Genomic DNA, 22,653 nt, shown 5'->3' with positions numbered 1-22,653 from the left:
GACCTTCCATGCGTACTGTATTTAAAGTTGCCGTGCTTGCCGGCCTGCTTGCGTTATCAGGCTGTGCATCAAAAGTGACTCAACCTGAACAATATTCCGGCTTCTTAAAAGACTATTCCAACTTACAACAAACAACGTCCGCAAGCGGTAAACCCGTATTGCGTTGGGTTGATCCTTCATTTGACCTGAGTAAATACGACAGTATTGTCTACCATCCGGTAACCTATTATCCGGTGGCAAAACCGACCAGCCAGGTGAGCCAGCAAACCCTCGATGGACTGTTGACCTACACGAACACTAAATTGAAAGCCGCCGCCGCGCAGCGTAAACCGCTGGTGACCTCTCCGGGTGCGCATAGCCTGATTTTCCGTGGTGCCATTACCGGCGTGGACAGCAGCAAGCAAGGCCTGCAATTCTATGAAGTGATCCCGGTTGCGATGGTGATTGCCGGTACGCAGGCCGCCACAGGGCACCGGACTATGGACACGCATCTCTATTTCGAAGGTGAATTGATTGATGCACAGACCAATAAGCCGGTGATTAAAGTGGTGCGTCAGGGCGAGGGTAAAAGTCTGAGCAATGCCAATGCGCCGATGACGGTAGATACGCTGAAACAGGTCATTGATAACATGGCGACCGATGCCACTATGTTTGATGTTTCCAAAAAATAAAAACAGGCGCGCCATCCCAGAGGATGGCGCTTTTTTTCAGGCTAACTTCCGTTTAAACGACAGCGTTCCTGGTCGCGAAAACATCACTAAATTTCCCGTCAGAATCAGCAGCAGGCCGACAACCCCGTTCATATGCCAGACATAACCTTCATAGACCGTTGAAATACTCAGGGCGACCAGCGGAAACAGCAGAGTACTGTAGGCTGCATTGCTGGCACCGATACGGCCCACCAGTGTGAAATAGGCGCCAAAGGCAATGACCGATCCAAAGAGGGCGAGATAAACCAGCGCACCCAGATAGCTGAAAGTCCACTCAGGGGTAAAATCATCGCCGCGAAACAGGGCTATTGCGCCCATAATCATTGTCCCGTAGAGCATCGCCCAGGCGTTGGTGGTCATGGTTTCCAGCCCGTTGCGTTGATGGCGCATACTGATCATATTGCCAAGGGAAAAGCCAAATGTACCCAGCATCGAAAGTCCAATACCCAGTAACAGCGTGCTGTTCAGACCGCTGACCAGCAAATCATCCCAAAATAGCGTCACAATGCCCGTCAGCCCCAGAAAAGCCGCAGGATAGAAGCGCGAATGGGGCTTCTGACCGAAGAACAGGAAACTGTTAACCGCATTAAACAAGACGGCCATTGAGAAAATGACCGACTCCAGCCCGGTGTTAATCCACGCGGCGGCGTTGTAAAAACAGAGGAAGTTAAAGCCAAACACACAGCATCCTTGCAGGATGCAAAAAAGATGATCCCGCAGGACAAGTTTGCGCAGCCGCCGCAGGGCAATCAACACCACCATGATGGTGAATGATGCGAGCGCAAAGCGCCAAAAAATAGAGACCGGCGCCGCAACCGGCCCCTGTTGCAGAAAAATGGCAATCCATGTCGTGCCCCATATCACCACCACCAGACAATATAAAAAAATGTTCATTGCGATCCCCGTTACGCCAACAGGTTTCCAGTCTTGCCAAAAAATGCCTCTCTGGCTTGCATAAACCCGCCGGTCACTTGCAAATTCTTGCGTTTTTTTGGCGAAACACTGGTATCGGGCAGGCGCAATTCATAGACTGAGATTCTGGTGACATTTTTGTTAATTGCGTCCATGACTGTTTATAAAGCCTTCGAAAATCTGCAACATCACAATGCCGTTCTGCATGACTCGGTTGCGCTGCATTCTGGTATTCAACTGGCGGCATGGTCTAATAAGCGCGATAACATCACCCAGTATTGTGATCATCACACCCTCAGCCTGTACATTGCCGATGGTTACGAGAGCTACCATAAAACGTCGCAGGGCTGGAAAAATGGCGGTGGGCCGGACAGGTTTTGCCTGATGCCAAAAGAGAGCGAATCCAGTTGGGATATCCGTGATGATTTGTCGTTTGTGCATCTTTATTGCACTGACGAACATCTGCGGGAGATTGGGGAGAAGGTGTGGGATCGCAGTCCGGCGTCGTTTACCCTTGATGAGAAAACCTTCGCCCAGGATGAGCGCATTACCGCGCTCTACCGCCAGTTCTTACTTGGCAGCGACTGGCATCAGCAGGCGAATCAGCTCACGCTCAGTACTGCTTCTACGTTGCTTCTCACCCATCTTGTTCAGCATTACAGCAATGTGCAGTGGCGTTTGCCCACCGTTAAAGGCGGTCTTGCGCCGGTGGTGCTTCGTCAGGTGCTGGACTGGATAGAGGCGAATCTCGCCCAGCCGCTGTTGCTGAGCGATCTGGCGGCGCAGGCAGCGTTAAGTGAATACCATTTCGCGCGAATGTTCCGCCAGTCGATGGGGGTTGCGCCGCATCAGTATGTAATGCATCGCCGGATGGTGCAGGCGAAAGCGCAACTGTTAAATACCGGGCTGCCGCTGACGACAATCGCGATGGCCTGCGGTTTCAGTTCTGCCAGCCATTTCAGTAACCGCTTCCGCGCCGTTTTTGGCATGACGCCGTCGCAATTACGCGCGGCGCGCCAGTGACAATGCGGCATAGCAGACGCCCCCTGCAACCAGCCCCCAGAAGGCTGACCCGACACCCAGTAGCGTGACGCCGCTGGCGGTAACCAGAAACGTCACAATGGCGGCATCACGCTCTTTTTCCTGGGACAGCGCCTGGAACAGGCTGCCGCCGATCGTACCGAGTAAGGCAAGCCCTGCCAGCGTCTGGATCCAACTCAGCGGTAAGGCTGCCAGCAATGCGGTGATCGAGCCGCCAAATACGCCTGCTAGCAGATAGAATACACCCGCCGCCACCGCAGCCTTCCAGCGCTGTGCGGCGTCGGGGTGCGCATCCGGGCTCTGACAAATTGCTGCTGTAATGGCGGCGATGCAAATAGAGAAAACACCAAACGGCGAGAAAAGCAGCGCCAGCCCTCCGGTAAAAATGATCAGCGGCGATACAGCCGCACGGAAGCCCTCCGCCTGCATTGTCGCGAAGCCTGGCGCATTTTGTGACGCCATCGTGGCGAGAAAAAAGGGTATGCCGATACTGATAAACGAAGTCCAGTTGAAGACCGGACGGGTAAATTCCGGCACCACAAAGGCAACGTTCAGTTTCGCTGTGACAATATCGCCGCTAAGCCAGGCGACCAGAGCGCCAATAATCAGTGTCGCCACAATGGCATAGCGTGGGGCGAGGGCTTTACAGACCAGCCAGGCCAGTAGCATACTGCCGCACAGCACAAAATGGCCCTCAACGTTGCGAAACGCCTGCAAGCCGAAACGTAACAGGATCCCGGCGAGCATGGCTGCCGCGAGGCTATGCGGAATAATTTTCATCAGCCGGGCGAACAGTCCGGTCACGCCGCAAAGCACAATCAACGCATTAGCAAAAATAAACACGCCGATGGCTTCGGCAAGCGTCAATCCTTGCAAGCTCGTCGCCAGCAATGCGGCACCGGGCGTGGACCAGGCGGTCAGTATTGGCATGCGATACCACAGCGACAGCGCGATGGTGCTGACACCCATGCCTAAACCGAGCGCCGTCATCCAGCCGGCAATTTGTGTGGCACTGGCCCCCGCTGCGGCAGCAGCCTGCCAGATAATAGCGGCAGAACTGGCATAGCCGACCAGTACGGCCACAAAACCCGCCAGAAGCGTGGTAAAAGGAAACACGTGAGTGCGCATGATTATTCCTCGTGCGTTATAGCGTCCAAAGAATGTACCATTGTGCGTTATAGCGTACAAGTATGCGCAGCGAGACTGACAGGAGGAAAAATGGATCTAACACATTATCTGGCGAGCACCTTAAAAAATCTCCGTCAGGCACGCGGCTGGAGCCTCTCGCGTCTGGCTGACGAGACGGGCGTGTCAAAAGCGATGCTCGGGCAAATTGAACGTAATGAGTCCAGCCCCACGGTGGCAACGCTGTGGAAAATCGCCACCGGTCTCAATGTGCCGTTTTCGTCCTTTATTGCGCCGTCGGAAAGCGAAACACCCCATTCCTTCGACCCGCAGCAGCAGGCCATGGTGGTCACTCCGCTGTTCCCCTGGGATGAAGCGCTGCATTTTGACCTCTTCTCGATAATCCTGGCGCCGGGTGCCCTGAGTGAATCAACGCCGCATGAGCAGGGGGTCATTGAACATGTGGTGGTGATTGGCGGGGTGCTTGAGATGTGCATTGAAGGGCAGTGGCGAACCCTGACGGCGGGTAGCGGGATTCGTTTCGCTGGCGATCGTCCCCATGCCTATCGTAATAGCTCCGCACAGAGCGCTCATTTCCACTCGCTTATCCACTACCCAAAAGAAAAAACCGCAAGCAAGCTTGCGGCAAAGAACGACGACGAGTAAACAACAACGTACAACGTGACGAGGAATGTCCGATTACGCGTCTTCTTCCAAATGGCCTCTTTGAGCCTGCCCCGGCCACTCAGTCACTTACTCATGTAAGCTCCAGAGGTTGCCGCTTGCCGCCGCGACGCCATTTGAACGCTTTCGCGTAATAGTGGTTACCTTAACCTGCGCCGTTACGGCTGGAAAATAGCAATTTCATCAATGCTTTGCCGCCTGGCGGAAATTGGCCTTCGCCACAGGTGGTGAAAAGCCGGGGATGTGACTACAATAGCCGCCATTTTGCACATAATGGATAACGACGATTGTATGCGCCTGCAACCCCATCATCTTGAACTCTTAAGCCCTGTCCGTGACACCGCGATCGCTCGCGAAGCCATTTTGCACGGTGCGGACGCGGTCTATATCGGCGGCCCGGGGTTCGGTGCCCGCCATAACGCCAGCAACAGCTTGCAGGATATTGCCAGCCTGGTGCCGTTTGCCCATCGCTATGGCGCGAAAGTGTTTATCACACTGAACACCATTCTGCATGATGATGAGCTGGAGCCTGCTCAGCGCCTGATTACCGATCTGTACGAAACCGGGGTGGATGCCCTGATTGTGCAGGATATGGGGATTATGCAACTCGACATCCCGCCAATTGAGCTGCATGCCAGTACCCAATGCGACATCCGCAGCGTAGAAAAGGCGAAGTTCCTCTCCGATGCCGGTTTTAGCCAGATTGTATTGGCGCGTGAGCTGAACCTGCAGCAGATCCGCGATATTCACGCCTGTACTGACGCGACCATCGAGTTCTTTATTCATGGCGCGCTGTGCGTTGCCTATTCCGGGCAGTGTTATATTTCCCACGCCCAGACGGGGCGCAGCGCCAACCGTGGGGACTGCTCGCAGGCCTGCCGCCTGCCGTACACCCTGAAAGACGATCAGGGGCGCGTCGTGGCCTATGAAAAACATTTGCTGTCGATGAAAGATAATGACCAGACGGCCAATCTTGGTGCGCTAATTGATGCCGGTGTACGCTCCTTCAAGATTGAAGGGCGCTACAAAGACATGAGCTACGTGAAAAACATTACCGCGCATTATCGTCAGATGCTGGATGCAATTATTGAAGATCGCGGCGACCTGGCGCGCGCTTCGGCGGGGCGCACAGAGCACTTCTTTATTCCGTCCACCGATAAAACCTTCCATCGCGGTAGTACTGATTATTTTGTGAATGCGCGTAAAGGCGATATCGGTGCGTTTGATTCGCCGAAATTTATCGGTCTGCCGGTCGGTGAAGTGCTAAAAGTAACCAAAGAGTACCTGGACGTTGAAGCCAGCGAACCGTTGGCAAACGGCGATGGTCTGAACGTACTCATCAAGCGTGACGTTGTCGGTTTTCGCGCTAACACGGTAGAAAAAACTGGCGAAGGTCGTTATCGCGTCTGGCCGAATGAAATGCCCGCAGAGATGTATAAAGTACGCCCGCACCATCCGCTGAACCGTAACCTGGACCATAACTGGCAACAGGCACTGACCAAAACCTCCAGTGAACGTCGCATCGCCGTGGATATTGAAGTGAGCGGCTGGCAGGAACAACTGGTGCTGACCCTGACCAGTGAAGATGGGGTCAGCGTGACCCATACTCTCGACGGGCAATTCGATGAGGCGAACAACGCGGAAAAAGCGATCAATAGCCTGAAAGAGGGCGTGGCAAAACTGGGGCAAACCATCTACTACGCCCGTCATATCGCTATCAACTTGCCGGGTGCGTTGTTTGTGCCGAACAGCATGTTAAATGCGTTTCGTCGCGACACCGTTGAAATGCTTGATGAGGCGCGTCTGGCGAGTTACCAGCGCGGCAGCCGTAAGGCTGTCTCCGACCCGGCACCGGTCTATCCTGATACCCATCTGACTTTCCTGGCGAACGTTTACAACCATAAAGCGCGTGAGTTCTACCAGCGTTTCGGTGTGCAACTGATTGATGGCGCATATGAAATGCATGAAGAGAAGGGCGATGTGCCGGTGATGATCACCAAACACTGCCTGCGCTTTGCCTTCAACCTGTGCCCGAAACAGGCCAAAGGGAATATCAAAAGCTGGAAGGCAACCCCAATGCAACTGGTACATGGCGATGAGGTGCTTACGCTGAAATTCGATTGCCGACCATGTGAAATGCATGTGGTCGGGAAAATCAAAAATCACATTCTGAAGATGCCGCTCGCCGGAAGCGTTGTGGCATCGGTCAGCCCTGAAGAACTGTTGAAAACACTGCCTAAGCGCAAAAGCGTTTAAGAGAGCACATCCCGCACCGTCGCGGCAGGATATCGCCGCGACTGTATTTAAATTTTAGCGTTTATCATCCGGCAGCGGCGGTTTTTTGCCGTCTTTGGGCGGCTGTTTGCCGTCATGCTTTGGCGGCTGTCCGTCGCGGTGATGCGCTCTGTCATCATGCTTCCACGCTTTACCGTCATTATTCCTGTGCTCCCGCGCGTGTTGCGGGTTTTTGTCGTCATGACGCAGCGGCTGGCTGTCGTGCGTTACCGGGTATTTTGGCGGTGGGACAGGCGCATTGTCTGCGGCAAACACATAAGACGACAAACTCATGGCCACAATGGCAGACAGTGTCACGATCTTTTTCATACTTACTCCTTCTCTCATTTATCTGAGTGACACGGATTTCAACAACGAATCATGGAGAGAGTATGAAGACATGTTTAATTAAGAATATTCCTTCCATAGTAACTGCAAAAAATAAACGAAAATGTTACCTGCCAGACAGTAATTTTATTATTTGTTGCAATTTATGCGTTGCATCACACTATTAACATAATTTTCACGAGTCAAATAATGACACTTGCGTCTTATTTTATTACTCATTGATTTTTATTGTTTTAATTACAATATTATCGTGGGTGCTTTATTGGGTTTCGTTAAAGATTTCATTTAGTTTGACGATAATTACACTGTGATCAAAATATATTCGTGGAATTTCCCGGCACTGTAAAAATCATAGACGTGATGTATAGCCTGCTAAGTTCCATAAATTCACCAGATGCTCCACCCTATAAATGAACTCATAATACATAAAAGGTGAAATATGTTATCTATGGCGAAAAGGTTTTTAACCGCACCCTTAGGTCGCAGTCGCTCACAGCCTGCGAATGGTACCTATGATTGCCAGAATATGCCTCAGTCATTATCGGCAGCGGGTTTAAGCAATAAAGCCAGCGGTATCCTCATGACATTCGTCCCCCCTGGTGCCGACTATTCAAACGTGAGCCAGGCGTGGCAACGGTTTTCTTCTCCAGCCTTAACGGTTATTACGCTTTCTTCCAGTGGTGCGTTGAGCAGTAGCTGTCGTGAGACGACCTACTGTGATGCGGCGGGGCAACAGGGCAGTTGGTTAATGTTGCCCAAAACACTTATTGCCGAACACGAAACCCATATTATTGATTTGCATGTAAAAGACACCCGAACAGCAACAGATCGCATCATTGCAATTCAGAACGAACTGGAGCGGTTACAGGTACGTATGCCGCTCTCCTCCGATCATACCTTTGCCATGGTGTACTGTGACGGGCTCTCTGCTTCCGAAGGCTTTCTGATGCAGGCCTGGTATAATTGTGGGCGTTTTCCCTGCCTGGCTATCGGCGGTTCAGCAGGCGGCAAACTCACCTTTGACGGCACCTGGATAAGTGTGAATGGCAAAGTGCTGCAGGGCAAAGCGGTGATTATCTTTTGCAAAATGGCACCGGGGAAATCCTTCGCGCCCTTTAAAAGCCAAAACTTCAAACCGCGCAATAAAAGCTGGCTAATTGCACAGGCGGATCCGGTTGCCCGGACGGTGACGTCAGTCTTTAATGAACAGGGTGAACAGAAACCTTTCACTGCTGTTCTGGCCGAACTCCTGCAATGTGGTGAGCAGCAGGTGGCTGAAAAACTAAAAGGGCTCACTTTCGGGGTTAAAGTCGGAGATGAATATTTCATTCGCTCTGTCGCAAAAATCGATGCTGAAGGCGTTCATTTTTTCTGTGATCTGGAATTTGGCGATCGCTTGCATTTACTGGAAGAAACTGACTTTAAGCAAGCGACACTGCATGACTGGAAAAACTTTATTACCGGACGGGGTAAACCGGCGGCCATTCTGATGAATGACTGTATTTTGCGCCGACTTGGCAGTGAAGCACACTTACACAATGCCCATTTCTTTAAAGGCTTGCCCGCTGCCGGTTTTTCCAGCTTTGGGGAGATCCTCGGCGTTCCCATTAATCAGACGCTCTCCGCGCTGGTCTTTTTCAATCATGACGTGAAAGCCATGGCGCATTTCCCGGTGGAATATGCACGATATGCCGGGCATTACGCACAGCGTGCGCTGCGCCGTTGGGAGGCACTGAATGATTTTCAAAGCGGTGTGATTAATCGTGTTGTGGCATATCAACAAAAATTGGGTCCCCTGATGACGGCATTACCGATGCTGGAAGCCGCGACGCAGACACAAAACGACACCTTAGGAATGGCAGAAAATAGCATTCGTTCGATCAGCGATATTGCGCTCAAGAGCCAACAGGCGCAAAACCGGCTGGTGGAAGGGCTGGACGACCTGGAGAAAATCTCAGCGGGGATTAATGAGATAACCAGCGGGATCAGTAACATTGCTTTTCAGACGAATATTCTCGCGCTCAATGCGGCGGTGGAAGCTGCGCGGGCGGGTGAAGCCGGGCGCGGATTTGCCGTGGTGGCAAGTGAAGTCCGGCGGCTGGCGCACTCGTCCAAAGAGCAGGCAGACGCTACGGCCGCCAATATCAACCAGGCGGTAAATACGATTTCCCGCATCCGTACCGTTGCCAATAATACCGTGGAGACCGCCAGCAATATGGCTCAGCACTCCATTTCCGCGGCTGACACCATCGCGGCCATGAGCAGTAAAACCAATAACGAACGGGATAATATTGTGAAGCATCTCAGTAGTCTGCACGCCCTGACATCCGGCATGGATGCGATGCAGGAAGCGGTGGCGCAACTGACAGTGTTGCAAAAACTCTCTACCCGCCACGGCCAGCACTAAAAAAGCTGCCCTGATGTTCAGCATCAGGGCAGCTTTGCAAGCCGGTTGTATACGTCGCCGGGTCATAAAACTAGTGCGACTTAAACCCCGCGGCGGTCATCAGTACGCGGAAAAACAGGCCGACCAGCGCAAGGGCCAGCACACTGCCGCCCCATAAAACGACCAGCCACATCAGGCGCTTCCATAAGGGTTGTTGCATCAGTGATATCCCTCCCCATGCTGAACTTTGCCGCGAAATACGTAGTAGCTCCAGAAGGTATAGACAAGAATAATCGGGATAATCAGCAGCGCGCCAACCAACATAAAGCCCTGGCTTTGTGCGGGGGCTGCCGCCTGCCACAGGGTAATGGACGGCGGAATAATATGCGGCCAGATACTGATGCCAAGCCCGCTGAATCCGAGGAAGATCAGCCCGAGCGTCAGCATAAACGGTAATTTTTCGCTCTGTGGATGATTCAGGCTGCGCCATTGCCACAGGCTCAGCAGTACGACTAATACAGGGACGGGCAGCAGGAAAAACAGATTCGGCAACGTAAACCAGCGGTTGGCAATGGCCGGGTGGGCAAGCGGTGTCCAGAGACTGATTACCGCAATCACCAGCAGCAGGGCCAGTAAGAGCCGCTTTGCGAGCTGGCGCATCCGCGTCTGCAAGCTGTTTTCGCTCTTCATCACCAGCCACGTCGCCCCTAGCAAGGCATAGGCGACCACCAGCCCGAGGCCACAAAACAGAGTAAACGGGCTCAGCCAGTCGAAGGGGCCCCCGGCGAAGGTGCGCCCGTTGACCGGAAAACCGTTAATCACCGTCCCAACAACGACCCCCTGTGTGAAGGTTGCCAGAATCGAGCCGCCTAAGAACGCTTTATCCCAGAAAGGACGGTGCGCGGGTGTCGCTTTGAAGCGAAACTCAAAGGCTACGCCGCGAAAAATTAACCCCACCAGCATCAGCGTGAGCGGGATGGTCAACGCATCGATAATCACCGCATACGCCAGCGGGAAGGCGCCAAACAGCGCCGCACCGCCGAGCACCAGCCAGGTTTCGTTGCCGTCCCATACCGGGGCGACGCTATTCACCATCACATCGCGGTCTTCGCCGTTTTGCGTCGCGGGAAAGAGAATGCCAATCCCCAGATCAAAACCGTCCATCACGATATACATCAGGGTGGCAAAGACGATAATCACAAACCAGATAAGCGAAAGATCGATACCCATTACGGTTTCTCCTGCAGACTGTCGTGAGTATTCACCGCCGAAAGCGGCCGGGCGGGGCGTCCATCCTGTTCACTGGCAAAGGATTCATTCGCCTGAGGCCCTTTTTTAATCAACCGCACCATGTAGCTGTAGCCCACGCCAAACACCGAACTGTAAACGAGGATAAAACCCAGCAGGCTGATGCTCATATGCAGCGTGCCATGGGCGGAAACGGCATCGGCGGTGCGCTGCAAGCCATAGACCACCCACGGCTGGCGGCCCACCTCTGTGGTCACCCAACCGGCAAGAATCGCCAGCAAACCCGATGGCCCCATCAATAATGCGAACCACAGAAACGGGCGCGAGTGATAGAGGCGCTGCTTGCGGCGCAGCCACACGGCGACAACACCCAGCAATATCATCAACAGACCAAGCCCCACCATCAGGCGAAACGACCAGAACACCACGGTCGAATTAGGCCGGTCTTCTTTGGCGAACGATTTCAGCGCGGGAACCTGTTTGTCCAGGCTCTGGGTGAGGATCAGGCTACCCAGCGCCGGAATCGCCAGCCCATAGCGGGTGCGCTCTTGTTCCATATCCGGCCAGCCAAACAGCAACAAAGGCGTCGGCTCGCCGGGTGGGTTTTCCCAATGGCCTTCTATCGCCGCAATTTTGGCGGGCTGATGCTCAAGCGTGTTCAGCCCGTGCATATCGCCGATCAGCGCCTGGATAGGGGCCACAATGAGCGTCATCCATAGCGCCATGGAAAACATGGTGCGAATGGCCGGTGAATGATTGCCCTTAAGCAAGTGCCAGGCGGCCGACGCGCCAACAAACAGCGCGCTGCTAAGGAACGCGGCAACGGACATATGCAACAGGCGATACGGGAAGGAGGGGTTAAACACCACCGCAAACCAGTCGACAGGTACCACCTGGCCATTCACAATTTCATAGCCCTGCGGCGTTTGCATCCAACTGTTGGAGGCGAGGATCCAGAAGGTGGAAATGATCGTCCCCAGCGCCACCATGCAGGTGGCGAAGAAGTGCAGCCCTGGGCCAACCTTATTCCAGCCAAACAGCATCACCCCTAAGAACCCGGCTTCGAGGAAGAACGCGGTCAGCACTTCATAGGTCAGTAACGGGCCGGTGATGCTACCAGCAAACTGGGAAAATCCGCTCCAGTTGGTGCCAAATTGATAGGCCATCACCAGACCGGAGACCACGCCCATGCCAAAATTGACGGCGAAGATTTTCGACCAGAAGTGGTAGAGCGAACGCCACACTGGATTGCCGGTTTTCAACCACAGCCCCTCCAGCACCGCAAGGTAGCTGGCAAGACCGATGGTGATCGCCGGAAAAATAATGTGGAAGGAAACCGTAAAGGCAAACTGGATCCTTGCCAGATGAAACGCATCTAAACCCAACATACTTAACCTCTGAAAAATGGCTCTCCCGCAAATGGTAAAGAGCGGCGGAGAGGATTATCAGAGGCAGAAAAGCCAAATTTATCTATAACAGTTGGTAAAAATGTGCTTTTTAAGCGTGCTGATATAGAATGAATGCAGGGAAGGAGAGAGCGATGAAAAAATACCAGCGCCTGGCGCAGCAAATCATTTCGCAAATTGAACTGGGCGTCTGGCGACCCGGCGACAGGCTGCCCTCGTTGCGTGAACAGGTGACCAGCAGCGGGATGAGTTTTATGACCGTCGGCCACGCTTATCAGTTGCTCGAAAATCAGGGCTATATTACCGCCCGGCCTCAATCGGGCTATTATGTGGCGCCGCGCTCTCATCGTCCGCAAACCTTACCGCCCGCCACCTTAAAGCAAGACGAAGCGGTGGATATCAATACCTATATTTTTGATATTTTGCAGGCCAGCCGCGATGCCTCGATCCTGCCCTTCGGTTCGGCGTTTCCGGATCCGCGGCTGTTTCCTCTGCAACAGCTTAATCGTTCATTAGCCAATGTCAGTAAAAGTGCGACTGCGGTCAGCATCATTGAAAACCTGCCGCCGGGAAATGCCGGGCTGCGTCATGCCATCGCCCGTCGCTACGCCCAGCAGGGGATGACCATTTCACCAGACGAAATCGTCATTACCGCCGGGGCGCTGGAAGCGTTAAACCTGAGTTTGCAGGCTGTAACAGAGCCTGGTGACTGGGTGATTGTCGAAAATCCCTGCTTTTATGGTGCGCTACAGGCGCTGGAGCGCCTGCGCTTAAAAGCGCTGTCGGTGCCGACGGATATTAATGAAGGCATTGATTTGCAGGCGCTGGAACAGGCGCTGAAATCCTACCCCGTTAAAGCCTGCTGGCTGATGCCTAATAGCCAGAACCCACTCGGTTTTACTCTGAGTGCAGAGAAGAAAGCGCAACTGGTGGCATTGTTGATGCAGCACAACGTGACCTTGATCGAAGACGATGTCTACAGCGAGCTCTATTACGGGCGGGAAAAACCGCTACCTGCAAAAGCCTGGGATACTCAGGACATGACGCTACACTGCTCATCGTTTTCCAAGTGTCTGGTGGCCGGGTTTCGTATCGGTTGGGTCGCGGCCGGGAAACATGCCCGCCGGATCCAGCAGTTACAGTTGATGAGCACTTTATCCACCAGTTCGCCAATGCAAATGGCGCTGGTCGATTACCTTGGCACGCAACGCTATGACGCGCATCTGCGGCGTCTGCGGCGCGCCCTGGCTGAACGCAAGCATCAGGCATGGCAGGCTCTGGTGCGTCATCTGCCTGCGGAGGTGAAAATTCACCGCAGCGACAGCGGTTATTTTTTATGGCTGGAGTTGCCGCCAGAGTTGGATGCCGGAGAGTTAAGTCAGCGTGCTCTGGCCCATCAGGTCAGCATAGCGCCAGGCAAAATGTTCTCCACCTCCAGAGAACCGACGCCGTTCTTTCGCTTTAATGCATCCTGGCAATGGGGCGAGCGGGAAGAACGCGGCGTTATTCTGCTTGGCAAAATTATTCGCGAAATGATGAAATAAAAACGGTCGCGGTTATTCTTATTTTCTGAATAATATTTTCTCAAATTAAAAATATCTCTGCGGAATTTTAAGCCGCAGAGGTCATTATTTTCTGTACTTGCCCATCAGGCATTCATACGAAATGCGAATGGGAACATAAATTAACCTTTCTCTGCTAACTCCTTGTCTATACTCCAGAAGATGCACCGCAAGCATTTTCGTAATAAATGTAATGCGCTGTATGTCACAACCTGGCGAAATTTCTCATTGACGGGATTCAGCCTTTCGGCGCTCCGTCTACCTTTAAATCAGGAGATATTTTTACGGCAAGGCGGCCGCTCATTTTCATTAGGACAGGAGTAAAACATATGAGCAAGAAATTTGCCCCGAGCTGCCTGTGTGCGCTGGGCATGACCCTCATGACAGCACACGCCGCCGAGCCGACGGAAGTAGGGAAAGGAGAAGGGCGTCTGGATATTATCGCCTGGCCGGGTTATATCGAACGTGGTCAGACGGACAAGCAATATGACTGGGTTAGCCAGTTTGAAAAAGAGACGGGCTGCGAGGTCAACGTAAAAACGGCAGCGACCTCCGATGAGATGGTCAGCCTGATGGCTAAAGGCGGTTATGATCTGGTGACCGCATCCGGCGATGCCTCGCTGCGTCTGATCATGGGCAAACGCGTACAGCCCATTAATACCGCGCTCATCCCGAACTGGAAAACCCTCGATCCGCGCATTGAGAAAGGCGAATGGTTTAACGTCGGCGGTAAAGTGTACGGCACGCCCTATCAGTGGGGGCCAAATCTGCTGATGTATAACACCAAAACATTCCCGACGCCGCCAGATAGCTGGTCGGTCGTCTTCGTGCAGCAAAATCTGCCGGATGGAAAAACCAACAAAGGCCGCGTGCAGGCGTATGACGGGCCGATTTATATCGCCGACGCCGCGCTGTTTGTCAAAGCCACTCAACCGCAGCTTGGCATTGAAGACCCCTACCAACTGACTGAAGCGCAATATCAGGCGGTGCTCAAAGTGCTGCGCGATCAGCACGCCTTAATCCACCGTTACTGGCATGACACCACTGTCCAGATGAGCGATTTCAAAAACGAAGGTGTCGTGGCGTCCAGCGCCTGGCCGTATCAGGCCAACGCCCTGAAAGGGGAAAACCAGCCCATCGCCACCGTGTTCCCGAAAGAGGGAGTAACGGGATGGGCAGATACCACCATGTTGCACGCGCAGGCGAAACACCCCAATTGCGCCTACAAATGGATGAACTGGTCGCTGACCCCGAAAGTACAGGGTGACGTCGCCGCCTGGTTTGGCTCACTGCCGGTGGTGCCGCAAGGCTGTAAAGCCAGTGATTTGCTGGGTGAAAAAGGCTGTGAGACCAATGGTTACAGCTTCTTTGACAAGATTGCGTTCTGGAAAACGCCAGTTGCGGAGGGTGGCAAATATGTCCCTTATAGCCGCTGGACGCAGGATTACATCGCCATTATGGGTGGACGTTAATCGGTCAGGAGTGATGTATGACCTATGCTGTTGAATTTGAAGATGTCTCGCGGCTGTATGGTGATGTTCGAGCCGTCGACGGTGTCAGTCTGGCGGTAAATGACGGGGAGTTCTTCTCGATGCTGGGGCCATCTGGCTCCGGCAAAACCACCTGCCTGCGTCTTATCGCCGGTTTTGAACAACTGAGCGGCGGGGCTATTCGTATTTTTGGCCGTGAGGCCAGCGAACTGCCCCCCTGGGAGCGCGACGTCAATACCGTTTTCCAGGATTACGCGTTATTCCCTCATATGTCGATCCTCGATAACGTGGCGTATGGCCTGATGGTCAAAGGCGTGGACAAGAAAACACGCCATGCCAGCGCGCGCCAGGCGCTGGAAAAGGTGGCGCTGGATTTTGTTCACGCCCGTAAGCCATCGCAACTTTCCGGCGGCCAGCGCCAGCGTGTGGCTATCGCAAGGGCACTGGTTAATCAGCCTCGCGTTTTACTCCTTGATGAACCGCTGGGGGCACTGGATTTAAAATTACGCGAGCAGATGCAATTTGAGCTGAAAAAGCTTCAGCAGGATCTGGGGATCACTTTTATTTTCGTCACCCATGACCAGGGTGAAGCGCTGTCGATGTCCGATCGGGTAGCGGTGTTCAACAATGGCAAGATTGAGCAGATTGATACGCCGCGTGAACTCTATCTGCGCCCACGCACGCCTTTTGTAGCGGGCTTTGTCGGCACGTCTAATGTTTTTGACGACAGGCGGGCGGGCGCGTTGTGCGCGATGAACGGCGTTTACTCTTTGCGACCCGAACATATTCGCCTCAATCAGCCGGGGGAAATTCAGGTCCAGGGGGTGGTACAAGCGGTACAGTATCAGGGGGCGGCTACCCGTTTTGAGCTGAAACTTACCGACGGCGAAAAACTGCTGGTCAGCCAGGCGAACATGTCCGATGCGCTGTTGCCTGACACCTTAGCACCAGGGCAAACGGTGCTGGCGTCGTGGTCGCGAGAGGCGATGGTACCGTTACAGGGAGCGGGGTGATGGAGATGAGCCTTTCCCGTTCACCCCAGCGTAAACCGGGAAGCCGCCTGAGTGGCCTGTTCTGGCGCAAACCGGCGCTGGGGCTGTTCCTGCTGTTGCTGGGGCCACTGATGTGGTTCGGCATTGTGTATCTGGGGTCGTTGCTGACGCTGCTATGGCAAGGCTTCTACACCTTTGATGATTTCACCATGTCGGTAACGCCGGATTTCACGCTGGCGAACCTGCAGGCGCTGTTCAATCCCGCCAATTACGACATCATCTTACGTACCTTCACCATGGCGGTCGCCGTGACGCTGGCAAGCGCTATTCTGGCCTTCCCGATGGCATGGTATATGGCGAAATACACCAGCGGAAAATGGAAAGCCTTTTTCTATATTGCGGTGATGCTGCCCATGTGGGCGAGCTATATCGTCAAAGCTTACGCCTGGACGCTGCTACTGGCGAAAGACGGTGTTGCCCAATGGTTTCTCGGCCATATGGGGCTGGAACCTGTACTCGGCGCGCTGCTGACGCTGCCCGGCATCGGCGGCAATACGTTGTCGACCTCCGGTCTGGGGCGTTTTCTGGTCTTCGTCTACATCTGGCTGCCGTTTATGATTCTGCCGATTCAGGCGGCGCTCGAACGGTTGCCGCCGTCGTTATTGCAGGCGTCAGCGGATCTCGGCGCCCATCCCCGGCAGACCTTTCGCCATGTGGTTTTGCCGCTGGCAATTCCGGGTGTGGCCGCTGGCTCTATCTTTACCTTCTCCCTGACGCTGGGTGATTTCATTGTGCCGCAACTGGTGGGGCCGCCGGGGTTCTTTATCGGCAACATGGTCTATTCGCAACAAGGGGCGATCGGCAACATGCCAATGGCGGCAGCCTTTACGCTGGTCCCCATTGTATTGATTGCCCTTTATCTGGCGTTCGTGAAACGTTTGGGAGCGTTCGATGCACTCTGACCGCGCACCGTTATTTCTCAAAATTGCCGCCTGGGGCGGGGTTATCTTTCTCCATTTCCCGTTATTGATAATCGCCATCTATGCTTTTAATACCGAGGAGGCCGCGTTCAGCTTTCCCCCACAGGGCTTTACGCTGCGCTGGTTTAGCGTGGCGGCGGCGCGGGGCGATATCCTGGACGCCGTGACACTGTCACTGCAAATTGCGGCGCTGGCGACCCTTATTGCCTTAATCCTTGGCACGCTTGCTGCAATGGCTCTTTGGCGCAGTGAGTTTTTTGGCCGGAACGCCATCTCACTGTTGCTGCTGCTGCCGATCGCCTTGCCCGGCATTATTACCGGGCTGGCGCTGTTAACGGCATTTAAAACAGTGGATCTGGAACCGGGTTTTTTCACCATCGTTGTTGGTCATGCCACGTTTTGCGTGGTGGTGGTTTTCAACAACGTGATAGCCCGATTTCGTCGCACGTCGTGGAGTCTGGTTGAAGCCTCAATGGATTTGGGTGCCACCTCATGGCAGACGTTTCGTTATGTGGTGTTGCCCAATCTCGGTTCGGCGCTGCTGGCCGGGGGAATGCTGGCGTTTGCATTGTCGTTTGACGAAATCATCGTCACGACATTTACCGCAGGGCATGAACGCACCTTGCCGCTCTGGTTATTAAATCAACTGGGGCGCCCGCGTGATGTGCCGGTAACCAATGTGGTGGCGCTGCTGGTGATGCTGGTAACGACCATCCCGATTTTGGGCGCCTGGTGGCTGACCCGTGACGGTGAAACCGTAGCCGGAAGCGGCAAATAACTGACAACTCTGAAAGGATAGCGCTATGCAACATCAATTATTTATCAATGGAGCACTGGTCGACGGCGAAGGCGAGAAACAGGCCGTGTTTAACCCGGCCACCGGCGAGGTGTTGCTGGAGATTGCCGAAGCCTCGCCTGCGCAGGTAGACGCGGCGGTGAAGGCGGCCGATGAGGCCTTCAAAACATGGGGACAGACCACGCCAAAAGCGCGCGCCGAGTGCCTGCTGCAACTGGCGCAGGTGATTGAAGACAATGCCGAAACCTTTGCGATGCTTGAGTCACTGAACTGTGGCAAACCCTTGCATTGTGTGCTGAGCGATGAAATTCCGGCGGTCGCGGATGTCTTTCGCTTCTTCGCAGGCGCCGCGCGTTGCCTGAACGGACTGGCCGCCGGGGAGTATCTGGAAGGGCATACCTCAATGATTCGCCGCGACCCGGTTGGCGTTGTGGCCTCTATCGCCCCATGGAATTACCCGTTGATGATGGCGGCCTGGAAGCTGGGGCCTGCGCTCGCGGCAGGTAACTGTGTGGTGATTAAGCCGTCTGAAATCACGCCGCTGACGGCGCTCAAACTTGGCGAGCTGGCGCAGGATATTTTCCCGCCGGGAGTACTGAATGTGCTGTTCGGTCGGGGGAAAACCGTTGGCGATCCGCTGACCGGACATGAAAAAGTGCGCATGGTCTCGCTGACTGGCTCGATTGCCACCGGTGAGCACATTATCGGTCATACCGCCTCTTCGATTAAACGTACCCATATGGAGCTGGGCGGCAAAGCGCCGGTTATTGTGTTTGATGACGCCGATCTGGATGCGGTTGTCGAAGGCGTTCGTACTTTTGGTTTCTACAATGCCGGGCAGGACTGTACCGCTGCTTGTCGCATTTATGCCCAAAAAGGGATTTACGATGCGCTGGTTGAAAAACTGGGTGCCGCGGTGGCGAGTCTGAAAATGGGCCCGCCGGATGATGAAACCACCGAGCTGGGCCCCCTGAGTTCCGAAGCCCATTTAGCGCGTGTCAGCAAAGCAGTGGATGAAGCCAAAGCATTAAGTCATATCCGTGTGGTGACCGGCGGCAGCAAGCGCGACGGAGCGGGGTTCTATTTCCAGCCCACATTGCTGGCCGGGGCAAAGCAAGACGATGCGATAGTGCAACGCGAAGTCTTTGGGCCGGTCGTCAGCGTGACGGTATTCGATGATGAAGCACAGGTGCTGGACTGGGCCAATGATTCGCAATATGGCCTGGCATCGTCCGTGTGGACCAAAGATGTTGGCCGCGCACACCGCCTCAGTGCCCGTCTGCAATATGGCTGCACCTGGGTTAATACCCACTTTATGCTGGTCAGTGAAATGCCCCACGGTGGACAAAAGCGTTCGGGGTACGGCAAAGATATGTCGATGTATGGGCTGGAAGATTACACCGTGGTTCGCCACGTGATGATCAAGCACTGAGCTTTTAACCCGGCTTAGCGTGGGCGTGGGAGTTACCGTTTCTGTTGCCGTTTATTCACAGGTAAAGAATAATTGAGGTAACTCTCACGCTTTATAATTTCTTGTGTGTCAAAAAACGTAAAGATGTTATATTCCTGACAATGCTTAACGCGCCTTACCCGCGTAGCGTGACCAACATTAAAATAAAACCTACAAATGTAATACTGCATATCACGGCTGGGATTGTCACATTAATTTAATTAGTGCGACAAATTATCATCACATCCCGCCATTGATAATGTTGCTTTTTTAGTCTCTGGGGGAAACAAAATGAGTAAAGTCGTTGTGGTACTGCTGCCTGGCGGCATCCCTGAGTATTTGACGGTTAATGATAACGACACCACCGTAACCTGGTCCGTAAACCAGACGTCAGAAGGCGCGTCTGGCCTGACGTTGCCTATAGAAACTTATTTCTGTGAAGGCGAGGAGTTTCACTTTGCCCGCTATGAACCTGCATTAAGTGGCGCAATGACCGGGCAGTATTTTTTAAACGCCTGAAAACCATGCCGGTTAATTGTGCAATTCACGGGTAATCGCGTTTCTTAAACGTTTTAAATAAACTTAGCAGGCTATGTGAAATAGATCATGACCGGTGACGCGACGGCAGGGATGCAGGGCGTAAAGCGTATTGCATATTAAACACGTGAAAATAAAAAAGGGCGCAGCGGCCCTTAATACTCAAATGATTCGCAGGCTAGCGTTTCAGGATGTTTTCATTATCCCGTGGAGCCCAGTCTTTTTCTGAGAAATCATATATAGAATAAGACTGATCGCGTAACCCATTGGCGCGTAACATTCCCCGGACATCCGCTGGCAAATTCTCATCACGAAAAAGCTCAGCTATCACAAACATTGCGTCGCTAAAGGAGAGCTGTTTAATTTCAAAGGGTTTCCAGCCAGTACGCTTGAAAATAAGATGCCACAGAGCTTCTTCCCCGGCCAGTGCCACGTAAGGGCTGGCATACTTCTCCCGATGACGAGACAGCAGGACTTCCAGAGTAAAAATATGTGCGACGCGTTGCTTCGCAGCAGATCCCCTGGCCGTCGTTTCGTTCGTCAGTTCCTCGTGCGTTATGTCATTGTTTTCACACACTCTGGTCTCGATGGCTTGCCATAGATCGTCAAACTTTTGCATTACTGTTACCCTGTAAGAATTAGTTACGGCATTGAGACAATACCAGAGAAATCAGCCATCCGCCAAAGCAAGCATCCGGGGAATTTATGGCAAAAACGCAGGCATCCCGTTCTCTTTTTTAATGTCCATTTCACGTCAGGTTTAATCTTATGATTTATAAAAAACTTAACGTAAATCAAAAAAGAAAAATATATAACTCACGGACTGAGTGGCCTGAAAAAACAACCGGATGTTGCTTGCGATCAATATTGTCGTGGGGGTAGCGTCCTACATTGAAAGCTCATCTCCTCCTTAATGAGACGCCTCAATGAGAATCACACCGTGGGTGTTGATCATGCTGGCTGTAACCAGTGTGCTGAGCATTGAAAACAGTCTGGCTAAAACGCAGGTATTGAGTGACGCACAGGTTAAACAAAAGGTGATTGAGGAATCCATTGCAGCTTACCCGGGGCCATGTGCCTGCCCGTTCAATCAGGCCAGAAATGGCAGTAGCTGCGGCAAGCGCAGCGCATGGAGCAAACCGGGGGGTTACGATCCTATCTGCTATGCCAGTGAGGTGACACCGCAGATGATCAAAGACTGGCGTGAAGAACATAAACAATAGATGGCCATGCGGCAGCATCAGCTTTTGGTGACTGACCGCTTAAGCCCGCCATCCTGATGTTCAGCACGTTTTAATGCCGTTTACTCTCGCTGTTATATAGTGACGCCAGTGAGATATTCAGGACGTTAAAATGTTCGAATTTGCATGCGATAAATGCGGAAAAACCGTGATTATCGAAGATTTGGCAGCCATCGCCAAAGATAAGGCGAGGGGAATAACCTACTGTCCCCATTGCCACGCCAGCATTGCAGACGAAAAAATTGTCGCTCATGCAAAAATCAGGGCGACTGAAATGATTCACGCCGCTCTCGATTCCCTTCAGGCACGACGTAAGGCCTCCAGCGCCGGGGCGACCACAACCAGAGAACTTCAAACGCATTCTTAAACGCATTTTTCTTTCGTTGAATTACCAGAGTCAGCCTGTCATGTCCTCTGAAGGCAGCCTGAGATGCCACAGTGTATGTTTTAGGGTTAAACAAGGGAGGTTTACATGGTCAGGCGTGCATTCGTCTTTTTTTTCCTGTTTTGCGCATTTGCCGCAAACGCTGCTGATGGTGGGAATGGGGGGGACGGGGGAAACGGTTCTGATGGAGGCAACGGATCGGATGGTACGGCTGGCATCAGTGCTCCAGGCCGCGCGGGTTGTCCGGGTGGCACAGATCCAGATCGGTCGGGAAAATTTTATCTTCCGGGTACAAAAGAGCAATGCAATCCTGGCAAGCAGGATGCAATGAAAAGCGCCAGGCAGTAGTGTTGAAGCGGGCTGATTTGCATCCAGTGATGGCCCGGCTTCGCAACGCGGGCATTACAAATACGGGCAAAATGCAGTAACAAGAAGCCACGGTCGCGCGTTGCCAGTTCGCAAAATCAGGGTCCCGTCAATTTCCCCATCGTGTTAAAGCGCACGATTAGTGAAAAAACTTGATAAATATCAATAAAAGCGGCATATTGCGCCCGTTTTGTTATCACAGGGTTTGTGTGGCTATGTCGCTTTATCAAAAAATGCTGGTTTTTTACGCAATTATGGCGCTGCTTTGCGCAATCATTACCTGGTTTTTATCCAGCGACCGTAAACGGATTCGTTTTCTGAGCGCGTTTCTGGTGGGCTCGACGTGGCCAATGAGCTTTCCGGTGGCCTTACTGGTCTCACTGTTTTGATCTTTTGTTAAAGAGTGACGCAAGGCGTGACCGGTTAGACAAAAATAACCTTAAAAAATGTGCAACATAGTCTGCGTATGTTTTCCATGGAAAGGAGGCGGACGATGGACTTGTTCATTAAGATGTTGATGTTTTATGCCGTGATGGCATTACTGACGGGCGTAGCGACCTGGTTTCTATCCAAAGAGACTCGCCGGATCAAAACGCTCAGCGCGTGCTTAGTCGGCGCAACATGGCCGATCAGTTTCCCGGTTGCCCTGGTGTTCTCATTTTTCTAGCATACTGAGCGCGTGTAAAGCGATAAGGCCCGACCCACCGTTTATGGTGGCCG

24 protein-coding genes are annotated in these 22,653 nt (G+C 53.1%); 16 read left to right on the top strand and 8 right to left on the bottom strand.

Annotated features, from left to right (window positions below):
- Positions 1–8: 8 nt before the first annotated feature.
- A complete protein-coding gene (locus tag ACS0RQ_RS14085; protein ID WP_039079114.1) occupies positions 9–671 on the top strand; it encodes a DUF3313 domain-containing protein in 663 nt (220 codons plus the stop codon).
- Positions 672–707: 36 nt separating this feature from the next.
- On the opposite strand, the gene ACS0RQ_RS14080 is transcribed toward ACS0RQ_RS14085, so the two are convergent.
- The gene (locus ACS0RQ_RS14080) at positions 708–1,604 is read right to left on the bottom strand and encodes a DMT family transporter (protein WP_271850396.1); all 897 of its coding nucleotides are present in this window, start codon (positions 1,602–1,604) and stop codon (positions 708–710) included.
- Positions 1,605–1,615: 11 nt separating this feature from the next.
- The gene (locus tag ACS0RQ_RS14075; RefSeq protein ID WP_271850397.1) at positions 1,616–1,777 is read right to left on the bottom strand and encodes a hypothetical protein; all 162 of its coding nucleotides are present in this window, start codon (positions 1,775–1,777) and stop codon (positions 1,616–1,618) included.
- On the opposite strand from ACS0RQ_RS14075, the gene ACS0RQ_RS14070 reads away from it, so the two are divergent.
- Positions 1,776–2,645 carry an AraC family transcriptional regulator gene (locus ACS0RQ_RS14070; protein WP_039079112.1) on the top strand — a complete coding sequence of 290 codons (870 nt, stop codon included), beginning with the start codon at positions 1,776–1,778 and terminating at the stop codon, positions 2,643–2,645. The genes ACS0RQ_RS14075 and ACS0RQ_RS14070 overlap by 2 nt on opposite strands.
- Here the strand turns inward: ACS0RQ_RS14070 and ACS0RQ_RS14065 are convergent.
- Positions 2,625–3,791 carry a benzoate/H(+) symporter BenE family transporter gene (locus ACS0RQ_RS14065; RefSeq protein WP_271850398.1) on the bottom strand — a complete coding sequence of 389 codons (1,167 nt, stop codon included), beginning with the start codon at positions 3,789–3,791 and terminating at the stop codon, positions 2,625–2,627. The genes ACS0RQ_RS14070 and ACS0RQ_RS14065 overlap by 21 nt on opposite strands.
- A gap of 90 nt (positions 3,792–3,881) precedes the next feature.
- On the opposite strand from ACS0RQ_RS14065, the gene ACS0RQ_RS14060 reads away from it, so the two are divergent.
- Together ACS0RQ_RS14060 and ACS0RQ_RS14055 are read left to right on the top strand one after the other, a co-directional pair.
- The gene (locus ACS0RQ_RS14060) at positions 3,882–4,454 is read left to right on the top strand and encodes a helix-turn-helix domain-containing protein (protein WP_079497484.1); all 573 of its coding nucleotides are present in this window, start codon (positions 3,882–3,884) and stop codon (positions 4,452–4,454) included.
- Positions 4,455–4,763: 309 nt separating this feature from the next.
- Entirely contained in the window at positions 4,764–6,728 is a 1,965-nt protein-coding gene (locus tag ACS0RQ_RS14055; protein ID WP_271850399.1) for a peptidase U32 family protein, read from the top strand.
- Between the two features lie 54 nt (positions 6,729–6,782).
- Here ACS0RQ_RS14055 and ACS0RQ_RS14050 read toward each other — a convergent pair whose 3' ends face one another.
- Positions 6,783–7,076 (bottom strand): hypothetical protein, encoded by a 294-nt coding sequence (locus ACS0RQ_RS14050; protein ID WP_271850400.1) that lies wholly within the window; start codon positions 7,074–7,076, stop codon positions 6,783–6,785.
- 457 nt (positions 7,077–7,533) lie between these two features.
- Here ACS0RQ_RS14050 and ACS0RQ_RS14045 point away from each other — a divergent pair, with 457 nt between their 5' ends.
- Complete coding sequence (locus ACS0RQ_RS14045) at positions 7,534–9,501, top strand: methyl-accepting chemotaxis protein (protein WP_271850402.1); 1,968 nt, start codon at positions 7,534–7,536, stop codon at positions 9,499–9,501.
- Positions 9,502–9,571: 70 nt separating this feature from the next.
- On the opposite strand, the gene ACS0RQ_RS14040 is transcribed toward ACS0RQ_RS14045, so the two are convergent.
- From ACS0RQ_RS14040 to ACS0RQ_RS14030, 3 genes are read right to left on the bottom strand one after another with little or no spacing between them, the layout of a single operon-like run.
- Entirely contained in the window at positions 9,572–9,700 is a 129-nt protein-coding gene (locus tag ACS0RQ_RS14040) for a DUF2474 domain-containing protein (protein WP_071194133.1), read from the bottom strand.
- Entirely contained in the window at positions 9,700–10,710 is a 1,011-nt protein-coding gene (gene cydB / locus ACS0RQ_RS14035; RefSeq protein WP_271850403.1) for a cytochrome d ubiquinol oxidase subunit II, read from the bottom strand. Before cydB ends, ACS0RQ_RS14040 begins: the two co-directional genes overlap by 1 nt.
- Positions 10,710–12,116 carry a cytochrome ubiquinol oxidase subunit I gene (locus ACS0RQ_RS14030; protein WP_334633230.1) on the bottom strand — a complete coding sequence of 469 codons (1,407 nt, stop codon included), beginning with the start codon at positions 12,114–12,116 and terminating at the stop codon, positions 10,710–10,712. The genes cydB and ACS0RQ_RS14030 overlap by 1 nt, the downstream gene beginning before the upstream one ends.
- 152 nt (positions 12,117–12,268) lie before the next feature.
- Here ACS0RQ_RS14030 and ACS0RQ_RS14025 point away from each other — a divergent pair, with 152 nt between their 5' ends.
- From ACS0RQ_RS14025 to ACS0RQ_RS13995, 7 genes are all read left to right on the top strand, one after another.
- Positions 12,269–13,678: an aminotransferase-like domain-containing protein gene (locus ACS0RQ_RS14025; RefSeq protein ID WP_132439307.1), complete on the top strand. Its 1,410-nt coding sequence runs from the start codon at positions 12,269–12,271 to the stop codon at positions 13,676–13,678.
- A gap of 347 nt (positions 13,679–14,025) precedes the next feature.
- Positions 14,026–15,168, top strand: a complete 1,143-nt coding sequence (ydcS, locus tag ACS0RQ_RS14020; protein WP_110296429.1) for a putative ABC transporter substrate-binding protein YdcS — start codon at positions 14,026–14,028, stop codon at positions 15,166–15,168.
- Positions 15,169–15,185: 17 nt separating this feature from the next.
- The gene (locus ACS0RQ_RS14015; RefSeq protein ID WP_271850404.1) at positions 15,186–16,199 is read left to right on the top strand and encodes an ABC transporter ATP-binding protein; all 1,014 of its coding nucleotides are present in this window, start codon (positions 15,186–15,188) and stop codon (positions 16,197–16,199) included.
- Entirely contained in the window at positions 16,199–17,140 is a 942-nt protein-coding gene (locus tag ACS0RQ_RS14010) for an ABC transporter permease (RefSeq protein WP_271850405.1), read from the top strand. Before ACS0RQ_RS14015 ends, ACS0RQ_RS14010 begins: the two co-directional genes overlap by 1 nt.
- The gene (locus tag ACS0RQ_RS14005) at positions 17,130–17,936 is read left to right on the top strand and encodes an ABC transporter permease (protein WP_271850406.1); all 807 of its coding nucleotides are present in this window, start codon (positions 17,130–17,132) and stop codon (positions 17,934–17,936) included. Before ACS0RQ_RS14010 ends, ACS0RQ_RS14005 begins: the two co-directional genes overlap by 11 nt.
- 25 nt (positions 17,937–17,961) lie before the next feature.
- On the top strand, positions 17,962–19,386 hold the full coding sequence (gene patD / locus ACS0RQ_RS14000) for an aminobutyraldehyde dehydrogenase (RefSeq protein WP_271850407.1): 1,425 nt from the start codon (positions 17,962–17,964) through the stop codon (positions 19,384–19,386).
- Between the two features lie 309 nt (positions 19,387–19,695).
- Positions 19,696–19,923, top strand: coding sequence for a hypothetical protein (locus ACS0RQ_RS13995; protein ID WP_271850408.1), 228 nt, complete (start codon positions 19,696–19,698; stop codon positions 19,921–19,923).
- 196 nt (positions 19,924–20,119) lie between these two features.
- Here ACS0RQ_RS13995 and ACS0RQ_RS13990 read toward each other — a convergent pair whose 3' ends face one another.
- Complete coding sequence (locus ACS0RQ_RS13990; protein ID WP_039079099.1) at positions 20,120–20,560, bottom strand: ECs1072 family phage-associated protein; 441 nt, start codon at positions 20,558–20,560, stop codon at positions 20,120–20,122.
- Between the two features lie 307 nt (positions 20,561–20,867).
- On the opposite strand from ACS0RQ_RS13990, the gene ACS0RQ_RS13985 reads away from it, so the two are divergent.
- From ACS0RQ_RS13985 to ACS0RQ_RS13970, 4 genes are all read left to right on the top strand, one after another.
- The gene (locus tag ACS0RQ_RS13985; RefSeq protein ID WP_271850409.1) at positions 20,868–21,164 is read left to right on the top strand and encodes a hypothetical protein; all 297 of its coding nucleotides are present in this window, start codon (positions 20,868–20,870) and stop codon (positions 21,162–21,164) included.
- Between the two features lie 130 nt (positions 21,165–21,294).
- A complete protein-coding gene (locus ACS0RQ_RS13980) occupies positions 21,295–21,549 on the top strand; it encodes a hypothetical protein (RefSeq protein WP_271850410.1) in 255 nt (84 codons plus the stop codon).
- Between the two features lie 599 nt (positions 21,550–22,148).
- Entirely contained in the window at positions 22,149–22,322 is a 174-nt protein-coding gene (locus ACS0RQ_RS13975) for a GhoT/OrtT family toxin (protein ID WP_064572403.1), read from the top strand.
- A 104-nt stretch (positions 22,323–22,426) separates the two neighbouring features.
- Positions 22,427–22,600 (top strand): GhoT/OrtT family toxin, encoded by a 174-nt coding sequence (locus ACS0RQ_RS13970; protein WP_064572402.1) that lies wholly within the window; start codon positions 22,427–22,429, stop codon positions 22,598–22,600.
- The last annotated feature ends 53 nt before the right edge of the window (positions 22,601–22,653 follow it).

The sequence above is a fragment of the Phytobacter diazotrophicus genome (genome assembly GCF_052061655.1).
GTDB lineage: Bacteria > Pseudomonadota > Gammaproteobacteria > Enterobacterales > Enterobacteriaceae > Phytobacter > Phytobacter diazotrophicus.
The sequence above is the reverse complement of the archived record's forward strand: the minus strand, read 5'-3'. Positions and strand labels throughout refer to the sequence as shown.